16 protein-coding genes and 1 pseudogene are annotated in these 15,432 nt (G+C 66.3%); 8 read left to right on the top strand and 9 right to left on the bottom strand.

The features are described from left to right. Positions 1-19: 19 nt before the first annotated feature. From NMQ03_RS20140 to rraA, 3 genes are all read right to left on the bottom strand, one after another. The gene (locus NMQ03_RS20140) at positions 20-1,459 is read right to left on the bottom strand and encodes a sugar porter family MFS transporter (protein WP_255173679.1); all 1,440 of its coding nucleotides are present in this window, start codon (positions 1,457-1,459) and stop codon (positions 20-22) included. A 229-nt stretch (positions 1,460-1,688) separates the two neighbouring features. After that, positions 1,689-3,353: an MDR family MFS transporter gene (locus NMQ03_RS20135; protein WP_255173678.1), complete on the bottom strand. Its 1,665-nt coding sequence runs from the start codon at positions 3,351-3,353 to the stop codon at positions 1,689-1,691. 121 nt (positions 3,354-3,474) lie between these two features. Further along, positions 3,475-3,930 carry a ribonuclease E activity regulator RraA gene (gene rraA / locus NMQ03_RS20130; protein ID WP_255175683.1) on the bottom strand — a complete coding sequence of 152 codons (456 nt, stop codon included), beginning with the start codon at positions 3,928-3,930 and terminating at the stop codon, positions 3,475-3,477. A 156-nt stretch (positions 3,931-4,086) separates the two neighbouring features. Here rraA and NMQ03_RS20125 point away from each other — a divergent pair, with 156 nt between their 5' ends. The 4 genes from NMQ03_RS20125 (at position 4,087) to NMQ03_RS20110 (ending at position 8,215) form a co-directional block, all read left to right on the top strand. Continuing rightward, positions 4,087-5,370 carry an MFS transporter gene (locus tag NMQ03_RS20125; RefSeq protein WP_255173677.1) on the top strand — a complete coding sequence of 428 codons (1,284 nt, stop codon included), beginning with the start codon at positions 4,087-4,089 and terminating at the stop codon, positions 5,368-5,370. A gap of 138 nt (positions 5,371-5,508) precedes the next feature. After that, positions 5,509-6,117, top strand: a complete 609-nt coding sequence (locus NMQ03_RS20120) for a TetR/AcrR family transcriptional regulator (RefSeq protein ID WP_255173676.1) — start codon at positions 5,509-5,511, stop codon at positions 6,115-6,117. A 289-nt stretch (positions 6,118-6,406) separates the two neighbouring features. Next, the gene (locus NMQ03_RS20115) at positions 6,407-7,606 is read left to right on the top strand and encodes an NADP-dependent malic enzyme (protein ID WP_255173675.1); all 1,200 of its coding nucleotides are present in this window, start codon (positions 6,407-6,409) and stop codon (positions 7,604-7,606) included. Between the two features lie 102 nt (positions 7,607-7,708). Next, positions 7,709-8,215 carry a DUF456 domain-containing protein gene (locus tag NMQ03_RS20110; protein WP_255173674.1) on the top strand — a complete coding sequence of 169 codons (507 nt, stop codon included), beginning with the start codon at positions 7,709-7,711 and terminating at the stop codon, positions 8,213-8,215. A gap of 2 nt (positions 8,216-8,217) precedes the next feature. Here NMQ03_RS20110 and NMQ03_RS20105 read toward each other — a convergent pair whose 3' ends face one another. Beyond that, positions 8,218-8,448, bottom strand: a complete 231-nt coding sequence (locus NMQ03_RS20105) for a hypothetical protein (protein ID WP_255173673.1) — start codon at positions 8,446-8,448, stop codon at positions 8,218-8,220. A gap of 142 nt (positions 8,449-8,590) precedes the next feature. On the opposite strand from NMQ03_RS20105, the gene NMQ03_RS20100 reads away from it, so the two are divergent. Next, a complete protein-coding gene (locus NMQ03_RS20100) occupies positions 8,591-9,568 on the top strand; it encodes a hypothetical protein (protein ID WP_255173672.1) in 978 nt (325 codons plus the stop codon). 11 nt (positions 9,569-9,579) lie between these two features. Here NMQ03_RS20100 and NMQ03_RS20095 read toward each other — a convergent pair whose 3' ends face one another. Further along, positions 9,580-10,221 (bottom strand): LysE family translocator, encoded by a 642-nt coding sequence (locus NMQ03_RS20095; protein ID WP_255173671.1) that lies wholly within the window; start codon positions 10,219-10,221, stop codon positions 9,580-9,582. Positions 10,222-10,327: 106 nt separating this feature from the next. Between NMQ03_RS20095 and NMQ03_RS20090 the strand changes: the two genes are divergently transcribed. After that, positions 10,328-10,783: an Lrp/AsnC family transcriptional regulator gene (locus NMQ03_RS20090; protein WP_255173670.1), complete on the top strand. Its 456-nt coding sequence runs from the start codon at positions 10,328-10,330 to the stop codon at positions 10,781-10,783. On the opposite strand, the gene NMQ03_RS20085 is transcribed toward NMQ03_RS20090, so the two are convergent. After that, positions 10,743-11,438, bottom strand: coding sequence for a hypothetical protein (locus NMQ03_RS20085; protein WP_255173669.1), 696 nt, complete (start codon positions 11,436-11,438; stop codon positions 10,743-10,745). The genes NMQ03_RS20090 and NMQ03_RS20085 overlap by 41 nt on opposite strands. Positions 11,439-11,554: 116 nt before the next feature. Beyond that, a complete protein-coding gene (locus NMQ03_RS20080) occupies positions 11,555-12,013 on the bottom strand; it encodes an Lrp/AsnC family transcriptional regulator (RefSeq protein ID WP_255175682.1) in 459 nt (152 codons plus the stop codon). Between the two features lie 328 nt (positions 12,014-12,341). Here NMQ03_RS20080 and gluQRS point away from each other — a divergent pair, with 328 nt between their 5' ends. Together gluQRS and NMQ03_RS20070 are read left to right on the top strand one after the other, a co-directional pair. Next, positions 12,342-13,238: a tRNA glutamyl-Q(34) synthetase GluQRS gene (gene gluQRS / locus NMQ03_RS20075; protein WP_255173668.1), complete on the top strand. Its 897-nt coding sequence runs from the start codon at positions 12,342-12,344 to the stop codon at positions 13,236-13,238. A gap of 32 nt (positions 13,239-13,270) precedes the next feature. Then, positions 13,271-13,486 (top strand): AsnC family protein, encoded by a 216-nt coding sequence (locus NMQ03_RS20070; protein ID WP_255173667.1) that lies wholly within the window; start codon positions 13,271-13,273, stop codon positions 13,484-13,486. An 11-nt stretch (positions 13,487-13,497) separates the two neighbouring features. Here the strand turns inward: NMQ03_RS20070 and NMQ03_RS20065 are convergent, their stop codons facing one another. Continuing rightward, the gene (locus tag NMQ03_RS20065) at positions 13,498-14,040 is read right to left on the bottom strand and encodes a flavodoxin domain-containing protein (protein ID WP_255173666.1); all 543 of its coding nucleotides are present in this window, start codon (positions 14,038-14,040) and stop codon (positions 13,498-13,500) included. Between the two features lie 76 nt (positions 14,041-14,116). Continuing rightward, a pseudogene (locus tag NMQ03_RS20060) lies at positions 14,117-15,431 on the bottom strand (ATP-binding protein). Position 15,432: the final 1 nt, after the last annotated feature.

The following is a 15,432-nucleotide window of genomic DNA, read 5'->3' as shown; positions in this document are numbered from 1 at the left end:
CGCGGGATGTGATGGGGCGTTACTTGGCTTTCGCTGAACCCTTCGGCACGAACAGCGTCTCCGCCTGCTCCAGGGACATGCCGTTGGTCTCCGGCACCTTGAACATGACGAAGAAGAAGGACGCGGCAGCGAACAGGGCGTACATGGCATAGGTCAGCGGCAGGGACGCGGACGCCATGACCGGGAAGCTGAGGGTGATCACGAAGTTGGCCACCCACTGCGCGGCAGCTGCGAGGCCCAGGGCCCGGGCGCGGATCCTGGACGGGAAGATCTCGCCCAGGAGCACCCACACCAGGGGTCCCCAGGAGGCGCCAAAGCTGACCACGAACACGTTGGCGGCAACCAGGGCCACCGGACCCCACGCACCCGGGAGGGTGATGTTCTCGCCGGAGCCGATGGCCGAGGAGAACGCCAGGGCCATGGCGCCCAGGGACACGGCCATTCCCACGGAGCCGGCGAGCAGGATGGGCCGCCGTCCCACGCGGTCCACCAGGGCAATGGCCACCAGGGTGACCAGAATGTTGGTGATGGAGGTTGCCACCGAGATGGCCAGGGAGTCCTTCTCCTGGAAGCCCACAGCCTTCCACAGCGTGGTGGAGTAGTAGAAGATCACGTTGATCCCCACAAACTGCTGCAGCACGGACAGGACGATGCCCACCCAGACCACTGCCTGCAGGCCCAGGGTCTTGCCGCGCAGCAGCCCTTCTGGTACCACCTTGTCTTCCTCGATGGCTTCCTGGATCTCGCGGATGTGCCGGTCGGTGTCCTCGGCGGGGGCGATCGAGGCGAAGACCTTCCGGGCCTCGTCCTCCTTGCCCTTGAACACGAGGAACCGCGGGGACTCGGGCAGGGTGAAGGCAATCCAGCCGTAGACCACGGCCGGGACGGCGGCAGCGAGGAACATCCAACGCCATGCCTCAATGCCCAGCCAGAAGCGCTGGTCCGCGCCGCCGGCAGTGGTGGCCAGGAGCGCGTCGGACAGCAGGGCGGCGAAGATACCGGTGGTGATGGCCAGCTGCTGCAGCGAGGCCAGGCGGCCGCGCACCTGCCGCGGCGAAATCTCGGAGATGTAGGCCGGAGCGATGACCGATGCCAGGCCGATGCCCAGCCCGCCCACCAGACGCCAGAACACCAGGTCCCAGACGCCGAAAGCGAACCCGGTGCCCAGGGCGCTGACCAGGAACAGCAGCGCGCCCAGTTTCATGGCGGGGATGCGGCCGTGCCGGTCCGCCACCTTGCTTACCAGGAAGGCGCAAGCCGCGCAGCCCAGGAGGGCAATGGCCACGGCGAAGCCTGTCACGGCCTCGGAGAGCGCGAATTCTTCCTTCAGGGCATCCACGGCCCCGTTGACCACGGACGAGTCAAAGCCGAAGAGGAATCCGCCCACCGCCCCCGCGAGCGCCAGCCAGATCACCCGCCGCGGAATCCCGGTGGTGGTCTGCTCCTGTGCAGTGGGCATGGTTCTCCCTGGGTTTGGGGTTTTATGGATGCGGTGCGGACGTCGTCGGCTGCGGTACCGGCCAAAGGGGCCGGCGCACACGCGCTAAACAGTGTGGCACGTCACCGCCCTAGGTTCCACTTGGCGCCCCTGTCCCCTTAAGCGACTGTCCCCTGAAACGCCGGACGACGACGGCGGGCCGTGCCGCCGTCGTCGTCCGTTCAGTGCGCTCCCGGGCTGGGGCACCCGGCTAGTGCGCCGGAATCTCCATGCTGTCCCTGTCCTGCGGGGATTCCTTCTGGTCGGTCAGCTTCTTCCGGGGGAGGGCGAAGCTGATGAGGAAGGCCAGGCCCGTCAGGGCTGCCGCCGTCAGCATCACCGTGTCAATGGACGTGGCGAAGCCTTCGGTGATGGGCCTGGTCAGGGTGCTGTTGGCGGTGTGCAGCCAGCTGGTGTCGTTCAGGGAGTCGTTGGACGCACCGTTCTTGAAGAAGTCGTACAGCTTGGCGTTGGCCGGGTCCGACGCGACGGCGGGGTCCTTGAGCACGGCCAGGTAGGCGGGGTCCGTGGCGGCGGCCTTCATGCTGTCGGCGATCCGGCTGGCAGCCAGGCTGAACAGCATGGAGATGAAGACGGCGGTTCCTACGGCACCACCCATGGAGCGGAAGAACGCTGCCGAGGAGGTCCCCACGCCCATGTCCCGCGGCGGTACCGAGGTCTGCATGGCCAGCGTGAGCGGCTGCATGCAGAAGCCCAGGCCCACTCCGAAGAACACCGCAATCAGGCCCGGCACCCACAGGTCCGTGTCTACTCCCAGCGAGAAGCCCATCACCAGGGCCGCCGCCGTCAGGATTCCGGTACCCATGATGGGAAAGATGCGGAACGTGCCCGAGGCGGAGATGGTGCGACCGGCCGTGATGGATCCGAACAGGATGCCCACCGTGAAGGTGATCATCATCAGGCCGGCTTCGGTGGGGGTGAGGCCCTTCACGAGCTGGAGGTACATCGGGAGCATGGCGATGGCGCCGAACATGCCGATGCCGATGATGAAGTTCAGCAGCGAGGACAGGCCGAACGTGACGTTGTGGAAGAGCCGCAGCGGGATGAGGGCGTAGTCGCCGGCGCGTTTTTCCGCCAGCAGGAACCAGGCAATGCCCACCACGCCCAGGCCGTAGCAGAGGAAGGAGTTCAGCGAGGTCCAGCCCCAGGTGCGGCCCTGTTCGGCCACCAGGAGGAGGGGAACGATGGCTACGGTGATCGCTGCCGCGCCCCAGTAATCGATCTTCTGCTTGAGGTGCTTTGCGGGCAGGTGCAGGAACAGGAACACCACCGTCAGGGCGGCGAGGCCGATGGGAATGTTGATGAAGAACACCCAGCGCCAGCCGTCGAAGCCCAGGATGTTGGCGGAACCGGCGAACGCGCCGCCCACCACCGGCCCCAGGACCGAGGAGATTCCGAACACGGACATGAAGTAGCCCTGGAACTTGGCGCGGTCCTTGAGCGAGACGATGTCGCCGATGATGGTCAGCGCAAGGGCCAGCAGGCCGCCGGCACCCAGGCCCTGGATGCCGCGGGCAATGGCCAGTTCGGTCATCGAGTGCACGGACCCGGCGTAAAGCGAGCCCACCAGGAAGACGGCGATGGCGGTCAGGTACAGCGGGCGGCGCCCGAAGATGTCGCTCAGCTTGCCGTAGAGCGGGGTGCTGACCGTGGACGTGATCAGGTAGGCGGTGGTGGCCCACGCCTGCAGGGAGAGTCCGTCCAGGTCGTTGGCGATGGTGTAGATGGACGTGGAGACGATGGTCTGGTCAAGGGATGCCAGGAACATGCCCAGCATCAGGCCCACCATCACTGTGACGATCTGGCGTCGCGTCAGGGTTTCTCCGGCGCCTGGCGCGGCAGTGGCTTTGGACATGGGTGCTCCAAGGGAAGAAAAAGGATATAAGCAGCGATAGTTGCTTTCAGTAACTATCTTACTGGTTCTTTCTGTTCCCCGCCGTGCGTATTTTGTTGCTGAAGCTTTTGCCCGTCCGCCCTTACGGTTCCACGAGGATGCCGTCGGGGTCGCACCAGACGGTGGCTCCGGGGCGGAACGTCACGCCGTCGATCACCACGTCCACGTCGACCTCGCCGGCTCCGGCCTTCCGGCTCTTCCTGGGGTTGCTCCCGAGGGCCTTGACGCCGAGGTCCAGTTCAGCGATTGCCAGCCGGTCGCGGATGGCGCCATTGATGACGACGCCGCCGTTGGCGACGGCGCTTTCGGCGATCATGTCCCCCATCAGGGCAGTGCCCAGCGAGCCACCGCCGTCCACCACCAGGACGGCACCGTTCCCCGGCGAGCCGAGCGTGGACTTCACCAGGGCGTTGTCCTGGAAACAGCGGATGGTCCTGACCGGACCGCTGAAATGGGACCGGCCACCCAGGGACTGGAACTGCAGGGACACCGATGCCAGTGCGTCGCCGCGCTCATCATAGAGATCGGCAGTGTTCATGGCCGGTGCGGATCCGTTTCCTGCTGGTGTGGTCACGTGGCTCTCCTCGCGTAGTGGTGGATTATGCACATCCGGCGCCTGGCGCAGGGCGGCGCGTTACCGCCCACGATAGTCTGATCCCACCGCCAACCGGCCGTACCAGGGGGAGCCAAACCAATGAGTGTGTCCAATACGCCCGCGCCGGACGGCACCTTCGCCGGCCACGTCCCGGCCGCGGCGCTCGCCGAACCGGTTGAGCGGGTCACTGCCCGCTGGGTGACCGGGCTGGTGCTGGTAAACGTGGGGATTAATGCCGCTTTCTTCGGCCCCATCAACGTCTTCATCGGCCAGCAGGCGATCAGCATCGATGCACCCGCCAAGGAAGCCATCCTGTCCCTGGTCACGGCCTGCGGCGCGGCGGTGTCGCTGGTGGCCAACCCCCTGTTCGGTGCGCTGTCGGACCGGACCACGTCACGGTTCGGGCGGCGCGCGCCGTGGGTGCTGGCCGGGGCAGTGCTTGCCACCGCGGCGCTGCTGGCCATGTCCTTCTCGGGTGCGGTGGCGCTCATGGTTCTCTTCTGGTGCCTGGTGCAGCTGGGCGCAAACGCCGCCTACGCCGCCATCACCGCCGCAGTCCCGGACCGGGTGCCGGTGGTCCAGCGCGGGGGAGTGGGCGGACTCGCGGCAATGGGCCAGACCCTCGGCATCCTCACGGGGGCGGTCTTTGGCGCCGTGGTCTCCGGGAACTTCATGGTGGGCTACTGGCTCTGCGCAGGTGCGCTGCTGTTCTCCGTGCTGCCGTACCTGTTCCACCGGAACGACCCCCAACTTCCCAAGTCGGAACTGGCGGCTTTCCGCCCCCTGGTTTTCATCAAGGGCTTCTGGATCAGCCCCCGGCGCTACCCCGACTTCGCCTGGGCCTGGCTGACCCGTTTCCTGGTCAATGTGGGCAACCAGCTGACCATCGTCTACCTCCTCTTCTTCCTGCGCGACGTCATCCACCACGGGGATCCCGCCACGGGGGTGCTGGTCCTGACCGGCATCTATGCCGTGATGGTGATGATCACTGCCGTCGTCGCGGGGCCCTGGAGTGACAGGGTGGGGCGGCGGAAGCCCTTCGTCATCGGGTCCTCCGCCACCATCGCCATGGCCGGAGCCATCATGGCGTTCTTTCCTGTCTGGCCCGGCGCGCTGGCCGGTGCCGCGGTCCTTGGCATCGGGTTCGGCGCCTACCTGGCCGTGGACTTTGCGCTGCTGACCCAGGTCCTGCCCTTCGCCGTCAGCCGGGGCAAGGACATGGGCGTCATCAACGTGGCCAACTCGCTGCCGCAGGTGGTTGCCCCGGCTTTGGCGCTGCTGGCCGTGAACTACTGGGGCGGCTACCGGACACTGTTCCTCACCGCCGCTGCAATTGGCCTCCTGGGCGCCGTGTTCGTGGTGAAGATCAGGGGCGTCGACTGACCCCTTGGGGGCCTGAAGATAAGGCCGCTGACTAATTAGGGCACGTGCCTGTGCCGTATAGTTGAACCGGGCTGCAGGGCGGTACGGAAGTGGGGGCGCTCCTGGCCGCAGTCCCTACGACACAACCCCGGAATGCTGATGCCCGAGACTTTTTCAGACCATCCGCCCATGGCCGCCAGGCCTTCCGCTCCACGCCAGCGCCTCCGCTACGCACGGATCCTTGATACCGCCGCCGGGTTTGCCCGCACGGGGCTTGATGCCGTGGAACTCTCCCAGGTCGCAGAAAAAGCAGACGTACCGCTGGGCACGCTCTACCGCTACTTTCCGTCCCCCACCCATCTGATGCTGGCGCTGTACTGGCAGCAGCTGGACGAACTGGAGGCAGGCTCCCGCGGCTCGTCCGCCCGCTTCCGGGGCCGCGCACTTTCCGGCCTGCTGATGGAAATTTTCCACATGCGCGTCATGCAGCCCGCGGTGGAGCAATGCCTGAGCCGGGGCGTGTACCTGCCGGACAAGGACACCACGGAACTCCTGCGCGAGATCGATGCACTCAGCGAAAAGCTCGTAGCGGGCGCCTGTGGTGATGCCGTGGGAGCAAGGGTCCTCCTCCTGACGGTCACTGGTCTGGTCCAGTCCGTGCGGAACCGCCGGCTTTCGCTCTTCGAAGCCGAGGAAGACCTTAAAAAGGCCTGCGGGCGGCTGTCTCCGGGAGCCGAGGCCGGGTTAACAGTGAGTCGATCGGCGTAACTGGTCTAGACCAAAGTCGGATTAAATCCGCCATAATCACGTGATGCGGGCCACATATATGGCAGATAAAACGTTTTATCGGACGTCGCCGCTGTCAAGAGGTGCCACCAAGGCAGTCCGGGGCTGCCTACCATGGAGGCACAGGAGCGGCAGGGCGGAAACATCCCCGGCGTTCCCACGGACCGGCCACCCCTGGGTTTCCTGTCGCACTACTTTTCCATGCTGGGCCCGCTGCCGGGCTCCAGTCCCATGTGCCGTGCGCCCACGGCAAGCACCAGGAGACAACGACGTGTCCATTGACGCAATCACCGCCACCGACAACTCAGCAGCGACTGCCCTGACCGAAGACGAGATCTTCAGCGCCCACCAGGGCGGCAAGCTGTCCGTCACCAGCACTGTTCCGCTGTCCAACAAGCGGGACCTGTCCATCGCCTACACCCCGGGTGTCGCCGAGGTCAGCCGCGCCATCCACGCCAAGCCCGAACTCGCACGCACGCTGACCTGGGCCGAGCGCCTGGTGGTCGTTGTCAGCGACGGCACGGCTGTCCTGGGCCTGGGCAACATCGGTGCCAGCGCCTCGCTGCCCGTCATGGAAGGCAAGTCCGCCCTGTTCAAGACCTTTGGTGACCTTGACTCCATCCCGCTGGTCCTCAACACCACCGACGTCGACGAGATCGTGGAAACCCTGGTCCGCCTGCGTCCCAGCTTCGGCGCAGTGAACCTTGAAGACATCTCGGCGCCGCGCTGCTTCGAGCTCGAGGAAAAGCTCATCGAAGCCCTGGACTGCCCGGTCATGCACGATGACCAGCATGGCACTGCCGTGGTCGCCCTTGCTGCGCTGACCAACGCTGCCAAGGTGACCGGCCGCGGCCTGGAAGGGCTGAAGGTCGTGGTGTCCGGCGCCGGCGCGGCCGGGATCGCCGTCGCCGAAATCCTCCTCGCAGCCGGCATCACCGATGTGGTCCTGCTCGATTCCCGGGGCGTCATCAACAGCGGCCGGGAGGACCTGGCCGCCAGCCCCGGGAGCAAGAAGGCGGACATCGCCGGCCGCAGCAACCCCCGCGGCATCACCGGCGGCCCTGCTGAAGCCCTCGCTGGAGCCGATGTGTTCATCGGCGTCTCCTCATCCAAGCTGGACGACGCACACCTGGCCTCCATGAACCAGGACGCCATCGTCTTCGCTCTCTCCAACCCGGACCCGGAAGTCCTGCCCGAGGTTGCCGTGAAGTACGCCGCCGTCGTGGCCACGGGCCGCAGCGACTTCCCCAACCAGATCAACAACGTCCTGGCGTTCCCGGGCATCTTCCGCGGTGCCCTTGACGCAGGGGCCCGCCGCATCACGCCGGCCATGAAGCTGGCCGCGGCACGTGCCATTGCCGAGCTTGCCGCCGAGGACCTGTCGGCGGACTACATCGTCCCCAGCCCGCTGGACCCGCGCGTGGCCCCGGCGGTCACCGCCGCCGTCGCCGCAGCGGTGGAAGCGGAGTAGGGCTCCTTTCCTCCGGAACCACGACGGCGGTGCCTCCTTCCCGGAAGGAGGCACCGCCGTCGGGCGTTAGGGCGCTGAACCAGGGCACCTAGACTGGGCATCATGAGCTCCGAGACCGTGGTGACCATCCTGTGCGGCCTGGCGATCCTGGTGGGGGTAGCCGGCACGATCATTCCCGTCCTGCCCGGGAGCGTGCTGATCGGTGTCAGCCTGCTGGCGTGGGCCATCTGGGGCGGTGCCGGGACGGCGGGGTGGGTGGTGTTCGCGGTGGCCATGATCTTTGTCGCCGCGGGAATGACGGCAGGTGCCGTCCTGACCGGCAGGAAACTCAAGCAGCACGCCATTCCCAGCCGCAGCATCGTGGTGGCGTTGGTGGCGGGCGTCGTGGGGATGTTCATCATCCCCGTGGTGGGGCTCTTCGTGGGATTTGCTGCCGGCCTGCTGGCCAGCGAGTTCCTCCGCACGCGGAACTTTACGACGGCGGCGAGGTCCAGCTGGGCCGCACTGAAGGCCACCGGCGTAGGTATGCTCGCTGAATTCGGGCTCGCCTGCCTTGCTGCCAGCACCTGGGTGATCGGTGTGTGGATCGCCGCCGCCGCGAACGGCTGATACTAGAGTCCCAGTCCTCCGAGCTTGTCGCCCAGGCCGCCGGGAAGTTTGTCGCCGAGTCCGCCGGGAAGCCTGGAGAGCAGTTCGGCCGGGTTGATGCCGAGTTTGGACAGCAGCCCGGCATGCTGTTCGGTGTCCACCTGGTCCGGCAGTTCCGACTCTGCCTGTGAGGCTTTGCCCTGTTCTCCCTGGGACCGCAGGAGTTCAAGGATCTGGTTCTTGTCGATTTGCATGGCATTCTCCTCAACGGGATTTATTTACTAAGGGTGCTTACTACCTTTCCTGAAAATGATGTTCGGGACAAGGCCTTCGCCATGTCTGTGCTCAGCGATGCAGCGCATCGAGCAGGCATCAGCTGCCGGTTAGCATTTAAGGATGAGCGCCGGGGAGACTGCACCGATTTACTGGGACAGCCGCGACCTCACCCCTTTCGGACAGGCACAGCTGCGCACTCCTGTCCATGACCTTGCCGGGGGAGTGGGTGGCCTGCTGACCGGTGTCCTGGGCGGACGCAACCCCGCTTTGCTGTCCATCGACGGCGAGGTGCCCCGGCTCAAGCGGCTGCTGCCCAAGCCTGCCAAAGCGGTCCACGAAGCCGTCTTTACCAGCCGCGAGCCGGAACGCCTGATCACCCTGGCGCGCGCCTACCCCGGATGGGCCGGGCTCTGCTATCTGATGGCCGGGCTGCTGGTGTACAAGCACGGCGGCTATCTGCGCGCTTCCGAGCTCCTTCAGCGGGGGCTCACCACCAGGAACGACGATGAAGCCAACAGGTACTCCTCCACCTATCTCACCAGGATCGTCACCCGGATCGAGCTGGCTGAGCGGGTGGAAATCCCCGTCCTGTTCAGCGAGGAATCGGTATTCCTGGCCCTGGCCCACTCGTTGCGCGAGACCGGCCGCACGGAGGCTGCGCTCGACGCGCTGACGGGGCTGCCGCCGTCGCTTCCCATGGCCCTGGCACGCTGCTCCCTTGCCCTCAGCCTGGGCCGAAGCCGCACGGTCATCGACTGGACGGAGGGACTGCTGAACGCGGACGACCTCTCCGCTGCCCTGCTGCTGGTCCGTGCCCGCGCCCTGCGCCGGGAAGGCCGGCTGGACGCTGCCCACCAGGCGATCGTCGAGGTCCTGCGCCGCCGCAAGACTCACCTTGCGCTGCGCAATGACGCCCTGACGGACCGGGCGCTGCTGGTCCTGGAATCGAGCCGCCGCTCGCTGAATCCGCGCGACTGGGGACGCCGGCGCGGGGACCCTGAACCCCAGCGGGAGCTGGAGGCTCCGGCGCCCATCCGCAAGGATGAGGAAATGCGCCGGATCTGGGAGCAGGACTGGAAGGAACTCAGCGGGGATTAGGACCCGTTGGCCTACGAGTGGTTGGCCAGGAAGGGCAGCAGTTGCTCGCCGAGCAGCACAGTCCCCAGGACCACCATGATGATGCCGCTGGCCAGGGTTACCGCCCGCGCTGCGCCGGGCCTGCTCTGCAGCAGCGTGCGCGACAACAGGGCCACCACCGTATAGACCAGGCCTGCCAGCGCCACGAACGTCATGCCCAGGAGGCCCGACTGCACCGGGACGGGCAGCGATGCGTCGGCGCTGACGAACTGCGGAATGAGGGCCACGTAGAAGAGCAGGCCCTTGGGGTTGATGCCGCTGGTGCCCATGCCCTGCAGGAAGGTGCGCAGCTGTGTTCCGGGCCCGACGGCGGCATCCGCACTGAAGCTGGCGCCGCGCCATGACCGGAGGGTTCCCACCCCGAGCCACAGCAGGTAACCGGCGCCCGCCAGGGTGATCCAGCCAAGGACTCCGGGCATTCCGGCCAGCACCGCAGCCAGGCCTGCCACCAGCAGGGCCGTGTGGAGGACGTACCCGCCGCAGAGCCCTGCGACTGCGGGGACAAAACTGCGCTGCCGGAGACCGGCCGCGATGGTGTAGGCCCAGTCCACTCCCGGGGTGCAGGCCAGGGCGGCGGCCACCACCAAAAAGGCCAGGAACAGCTGCGGGTTCATGCGATTCTCCTGTCTAAGGGCTCTCAGGAGCAACCATAGGAAGAATCAGGCCAAAAGTGCTGTCCTGTTTTCGCCCGCCCCGCGGCAACCGCAGTATATTTATTGCGTGCTGGATCAAGTTGACAGAAATATTTTGCGCCACCTCCAGGAGGACGGCCGGATGACTGCCACCGCCCTCGCTGCGAAGGTGGGCCTCACGGTGGCGCCGTGCCACCGCCGGCTCCGGGATCTCGAGCAGTCCGGAGTCATCCGCGGGTACAAGGCGGACGTCGACCCGGCTGCCGTGGGCCTGGGATTCGAGGCGATCGTGTTTGTCACGCTCCGCCAGGTGGACAGGTCCACGATGGAGATCTTTGAGAACCGGGTGGCGGAGAATCCCAACATCATTGAGGCGCAGCGGCTGTTCGGGTCACCGGACTACCTGCTGAAGATCATCGCGGCGGACCTGCCGGCCTACCAGCGCTTCTACGACACCGAGCTCACATCCCTGCCCGGGGTGGAGCGGCTGACCTCAACGCTGGTCATGAAGAACCTGAAGTCCAACGCGGGGCCGCCGGTGTAGCAGCCGCCCAAGGTTTACCAGTGGCAGCGATTCCGGCCTGGGCCTCAGGGGTGTAGTACTTTCCGGCGAGGTGCACGGAGTAGATGAATGTCATCCGGCCGGTGTCGTGGTTGGAGAGGATTTCGGCGGAAAATACTGTTCCCGTCTTGTTGCCCATTCCGGGATTCCACTGCTTTTTGCCGGAACCGTCTTTGAAGTCGGTGCCGATAGGTTCGGCGTCCTGGAGAATGACGAACCCGAGTTCATCCGCAGCCCGCCTGATTTCGGCGTTGGCGTCCTGTGCGTCCGGGTAGTTGATGAAAATGTCGATGTGGTCCACCGTGTTGTCCGCGCCGGGACGGATGCGGATGGTGTCGGTCCGCATGTCGACCACGCCGCGGGGCGTGGTCATGCTGACATCGATCAGCTTGCCGGAATCCGCTGCCACCAGGGCTCCGTCGGATCCTGAGGGAAGCCCGAGGGCGGACAGGTCCAGTGGCAGGCGGGTGAAGTCGAAGGCCACCTTCCCGCTGCTCTTAATCGCGTTGATGCCTTCCGGTGTGAACTGGGAATTGCCGTCAGCCACGATGGGCGCTTTTTCCCCGGCCGGCATGAACGCGCAGCCGGACAACAGGAGCACGCTGGCCAGGAGTGCGGCGGCCGGAAGGCGCCTCACTGGATGCCCGCAGCTTCGACGTCTGTGCCGCAAAAGTCCCACGCCATGGTTGTCCCCCCAGTGAATTCCTGGATGCCAGCCTAGCGGCGCGTGCCGGCCGGCGGCGATGGGGAGGGCTATCCTTCGAGCAGGCCGGTGGTGCGGTATGGGATGACCTCGCGCAGGAACATGCTGGTGGACGTCCGGACAATGCCGGGGCAGAGCCGGATTTCTTCGGAGACCCGGTAGAGGTCGTCAGGGCTTTTGGCCACCACGCGGATGAGGAGGTCGGTATCACCGGCCGGCGCGTGGCACTCGAGGACTTCGGGGATCCTGCGCAGCGCGGCGATGGCCTCGTTCAGGTGGCTCTGGTCCAGTTCTGCGCTCACGGCCGCGGCCACACCCCTGCCGAGGGCCGACGGGAGTACGCGGCTGCTGTTGGGGCGGAGTGCCCCCGACGCCGACATCCGTTCCAGCCGCGACTGCACGGTTCCCCGGGCCAGGCCCAGCTTCTGTGCCAGCACCATGATCGGAATGCGCGGGTCTTCGTCCAAGGCGTTCAGGATGCGCTTGTCCGTGGCGTCCAGTTCCTGCAATCTGACCACTTCCTGCCTGCTTCATCGTCAGGATTTGATCAGAATGACTAATCCAAGTCCTGCTTGTTGTTCCAACTGTATGAGGTCTGCTCAAATAGTGGCAACAAGGGCAAAAGCTACCGCTGGAACCCGCAGGCTTACAGGTTTCCCGGCACACCACCCGGCGCCCTGGACACCGCTTCCCGCAAGGAGGCCGCCGCTGGATGAGACTTGTTCACACCATGCTCACTCTGCAAACACGGCAAGAGCCCCTGAGCTACCGACGTCGGACTTCCGCAGTCATCGGTAGCTGAGGGGCTCTTGTGTTATTCGGTCTAGGGTTGGTGTCATGACCCGTGACGGCCGTTTCGCCCCCAGCCCCTCCGGTGAACTGCATGTCGGGAACCTGCGCACCGCCATTCTCGCCTGGCTCTTCGCCCGCTCCACAGGCCGCGCCTTCCTGCTGCGGGTGGAGGACCTGGACCGTGCCCGCACGGGCGCGGAAGCGGAGCAGTTGCGGGACCTGGCCGCCATCGGCGTCACCTGGGACGGTGACGCCGTAAGGCAGACGGCGCGCGCCCCCCTCTACGCTGAAGCGATCGCCCGCCTCCAGGACGCGGGCCTGACCTATGACTGTTTCTGCACGCGCCGCGAGATCCAGGAGGCTGCGTCGGCACCGCATGCCCCGCAGGGCGCCTACCCCGGGACCTGCCGCAACCTGGACCGCGCTGAGCTGGAGTTCAAGCGCTCCATCCGGCCCTCAGCCCTCAGGCTGCGGGCCGAGGTCGCCGAGTTCACCGTGACCGACGTCCTCCATGGCCGGTTCACCGGCCTGGTGGACGACTTTGTGCTGCGGCGCAACGATGGCGTCACGGCCTACAACCTCGCCGTGGTGGTGGATGATGCCGAGCAGGGCATCGACCAGGTGGTTCGCGGTGATGACCTGCTCCCGTCCACGCCGCGGCAGGCCTATCTCGCCTCGCTTTTAAACATTCCCATACCGGAATATGCCCATGTTCCCCTGGTGGTAAATCAAGACGGCGCGCGGCTGGCCAAGCGCGACGGTGCGGTCACGCTTGCGGACCTGGCTCACTCCGGGGTGGGGGTGGAGGAGGTCCGGGACAGGCTGCTTGCCTCCGTTGGGCTGCCGGGCGGGACGCTGGAGCAGGCGCTGCCCGCATTCTGCCCCGCCGCCCTGCCCCGGGAGCCGTGGGTCTGGGAGCCCCTGGACGTCAACAAACGTTGACGCCCCCCGCTGCGTCAACTAATGTTGACGCCATGGAGGTGGACCGGATGAAGACGCTGGTTGGATCGATGGACGGCAAAGGGCCGGCCGAGGCGCTGCATGCTGTCGCGGAGTTGCAGAGGGAAGTGAGCCGGGCCGAATCGGCCCTGGTCCGCAGTGCGCGCCAGGCCGGATTGTCCTGGGAAGCGATCGCCCTCTGCCTGGGCGTCAGCAAGCAGGCCGTCCACCGGAAGTACGGCAAGCGGTAAGGCGGCCGCGCCTACTCCGGCGCCTTCTGCTCGAAGGGGGCCACGAATTCCTCCGCGAACCGCCGCACGCCGTCCCACTCGGTGTAGATGTAGTCGCGGCCGGTATCCGTATCGGTGCTGCCCTGGCCGCTGACGATATTCTTCATCATCATCCGTTTGAGGAACCCGTACTGGGTGTAGAGGAGGGCCCCGCCAAACAACGCCACCTTGGCGGGGTGCCAGCCGGTACTGTCCTCGAACTCAGCAACGCGTCTCTCCGCCTCTTCCGGGTCCCCATGCGCGGAGAGGCTGACGGAAAACAGGGCGGCCGGCACCTGCTCCAGGGCATCCCGGTTCCTGCGGACGAAATCCGCCACGAATCCCTCGTGCTTTCCGGCGTGGATGGAAGCACCCACGATGACGCCGTCATAGCCGCCAGGGAGGTCGTGGGCGGCATGCTTGAGGTCCAGCGTCCCGGCCTCATGGCCGCGGGCCTGCAGCACATCGGAGATGTACTCGGCGATCCGGGCCGTCTGGCCCTCGGTGGTCCCATAGGGGATCAGAATCTTTGCCATACCCACCACTCTGGCGTCCTGACAGGACCGGGCAAAGGGGCAAAAGTCCCGGCGCGGCGGCCCGGACAACCGGCGGCTAGACCCGCCCCAGCGCCTCGATGTCCTCGAGGAAATCAGCCTGCACTTCGGCGCTCACGGTAGTCCGGGTATCACCAATGGCATCGAGGTAGTCCTGGGTGGAGGGGCCCTTCCGGACTGCCTCCCGGACCGAAACATCGCCCCCCGAGGCCAGCCCGCCGTCGTCGTACACTGCTTTCTCCAGCGCCCGCTGGGAGGCGCTGCGGGCGGCATACTCAATGTCTGCCGGCGAAAAGCCCTCCGTGCGTTCCACCAGGAGCTCCACATCTACAGCGTCCACGACGGCGGCGGGAATGAAGCGCTGCCACATGGCCTCGCGTGCCTGCCGGTCCGGCAGCCCGATGGGAATGACGTAGTCGAACCGGCCGTGGCGCAGGAAGGCGGAGTCCAGGGCGCGGATGAAGTTGGTGGCGCAGACCAGGAGCCTGCCGGGCTGTTCGCGGAATGCGGGGATGATCTTCAGCAGCTCGTTGGTCACGCCCTGCAGCGGCGACGGCGGGTCCCCGGCCCGCTGGGAGGCGATCTCCTCCACCTCGTCGATGAACACCACGGCGTGCTCCAGCTCGGCGATCTCCAGGAAAGTTTCGCGGAGCGCGCCGCCAGTCCCTGGGGATCGCTACCAGCCGGGAGGGGAACACTTCCACGAATGGCCATTCGAGCCGGGAGGCGATTGCCTTGGCGAAGGTGGTCTTGCCGGTCCCGGGCGGACCGAAGAGGACGACGGCGCGCGGCGGCACCACGCCGAATTCATCAGCCAGGTCCGCCTCGGCGAGCGGAAGCACCAGGCGGCGTTCGAGCAGTTCCTTTTCCTTGCGCATGCCGGCCACGTTTTCCCAGAGATCACGCGCCAGGACGCGGCCGCCGAGCTGGCCAAGGGCGCCCAGCTCCTGGCGCTGGACCGGGATGGTGCGTTCGAAGTAGCGGAGGTTCTTCTTGAGCGCGAAGCCGCGGCCCAGGAACGCCTCCACCCGGGTTTCGGATTCCGGCATCAGCGCCGAGAGCTTGTTCAGGCCGTGCGGGGCCATGCGGTTTTCGACGGCGGCCAACAGTGACGTGCCGATGCCGCGGCCGCGGTACTCGGGCAGGGTGGCCAGGAACACGATCCAGCCCTGGTCGTGGGCGGCACGTCCGACGGCGGCGCCCACCACCTGTTCGCCCTGCACGGCGACCACGGCGTGGTCCTTCTCGCAGGACGCGAGGACCTCGGACAGGGCATAGACGGGCTCGACGTTGTGGGCCTTCAGCGTCTCCCACAGGTGCAGGATGCCGTCCAGGTCAGCCGAATGGAAATCCCTGATCCGCCAGTTGGTCATG

Origin of the sequence: Arthrobacter sp. DNA4, assembly GCF_024362385.1 — a bacterium.
Lineage (GTDB): Bacteria > Actinomycetota > Actinomycetes > Actinomycetales > Micrococcaceae > Arthrobacter.
Note: the sequence above shows the minus strand (reverse complement) of the source record. Positions and strands in the feature narration are given on the sequence as shown.

What these genes read in the sequence shown, in the direction of transcription:
- NMQ03_RS20140 (WP_255173679.1), bottom strand. Translation starts at nt 1,459, where the DNA reads ATGCCCACTGCACAGGAGCAGACCACCACCGGGATTCCGCGGCGGGTG.
- NMQ03_RS20135 (WP_255173678.1), bottom strand. Translation starts at nt 3,353, where the DNA reads ATGTCCAAAGCCACTGCCGCGCCAGGCGCCGGAGAAACCCTGACGCGA.
- rraA (WP_255175683.1), bottom strand. Translation starts at nt 3,930, where the DNA reads ATGAACACTGCCGATCTCTATGATGAGCGCGGCGACGCACTGGCATCG.
- NMQ03_RS20125 (WP_255173677.1), top strand. Translation starts at nt 4,087, where the DNA reads ATGAGTGTGTCCAATACGCCCGCGCCGGACGGCACCTTCGCCGGCCAC.
- NMQ03_RS20120 (WP_255173676.1), top strand. Translation starts at nt 5,509, where the DNA reads ATGCCCGAGACTTTTTCAGACCATCCGCCCATGGCCGCCAGGCCTTCC.
- NMQ03_RS20110 (WP_255173674.1), top strand. Translation starts at nt 7,709, where the DNA reads ATGAGCTCCGAGACCGTGGTGACCATCCTGTGCGGCCTGGCGATCCTG.
- NMQ03_RS20105 (WP_255173673.1), bottom strand. Translation starts at nt 8,448, where the DNA reads ATGCAAATCGACAAGAACCAGATCCTTGAACTCCTGCGGTCCCAGGGA.
- NMQ03_RS20100 (WP_255173672.1), top strand. Translation starts at nt 8,591, where the DNA reads ATGAGCGCCGGGGAGACTGCACCGATTTACTGGGACAGCCGCGACCTC.
- NMQ03_RS20095 (WP_255173671.1), bottom strand. Translation starts at nt 10,221, where the DNA reads ATGAACCCGCAGCTGTTCCTGGCCTTTTTGGTGGTGGCCGCCGCCCTG.
- gluQRS (WP_255173668.1), top strand. Translation starts at nt 12,342, where the DNA reads ATGACCCGTGACGGCCGTTTCGCCCCCAGCCCCTCCGGTGAACTGCAT.
- NMQ03_RS20070 (WP_255173667.1), top strand. Translation starts at nt 13,271, where the DNA reads ATGGAGGTGGACCGGATGAAGACGCTGGTTGGATCGATGGACGGCAAA.
- NMQ03_RS20065 (WP_255173666.1), bottom strand. Translation starts at nt 14,040, where the DNA reads ATGGCAAAGATTCTGATCCCCTATGGGACCACCGAGGGCCAGACGGCC.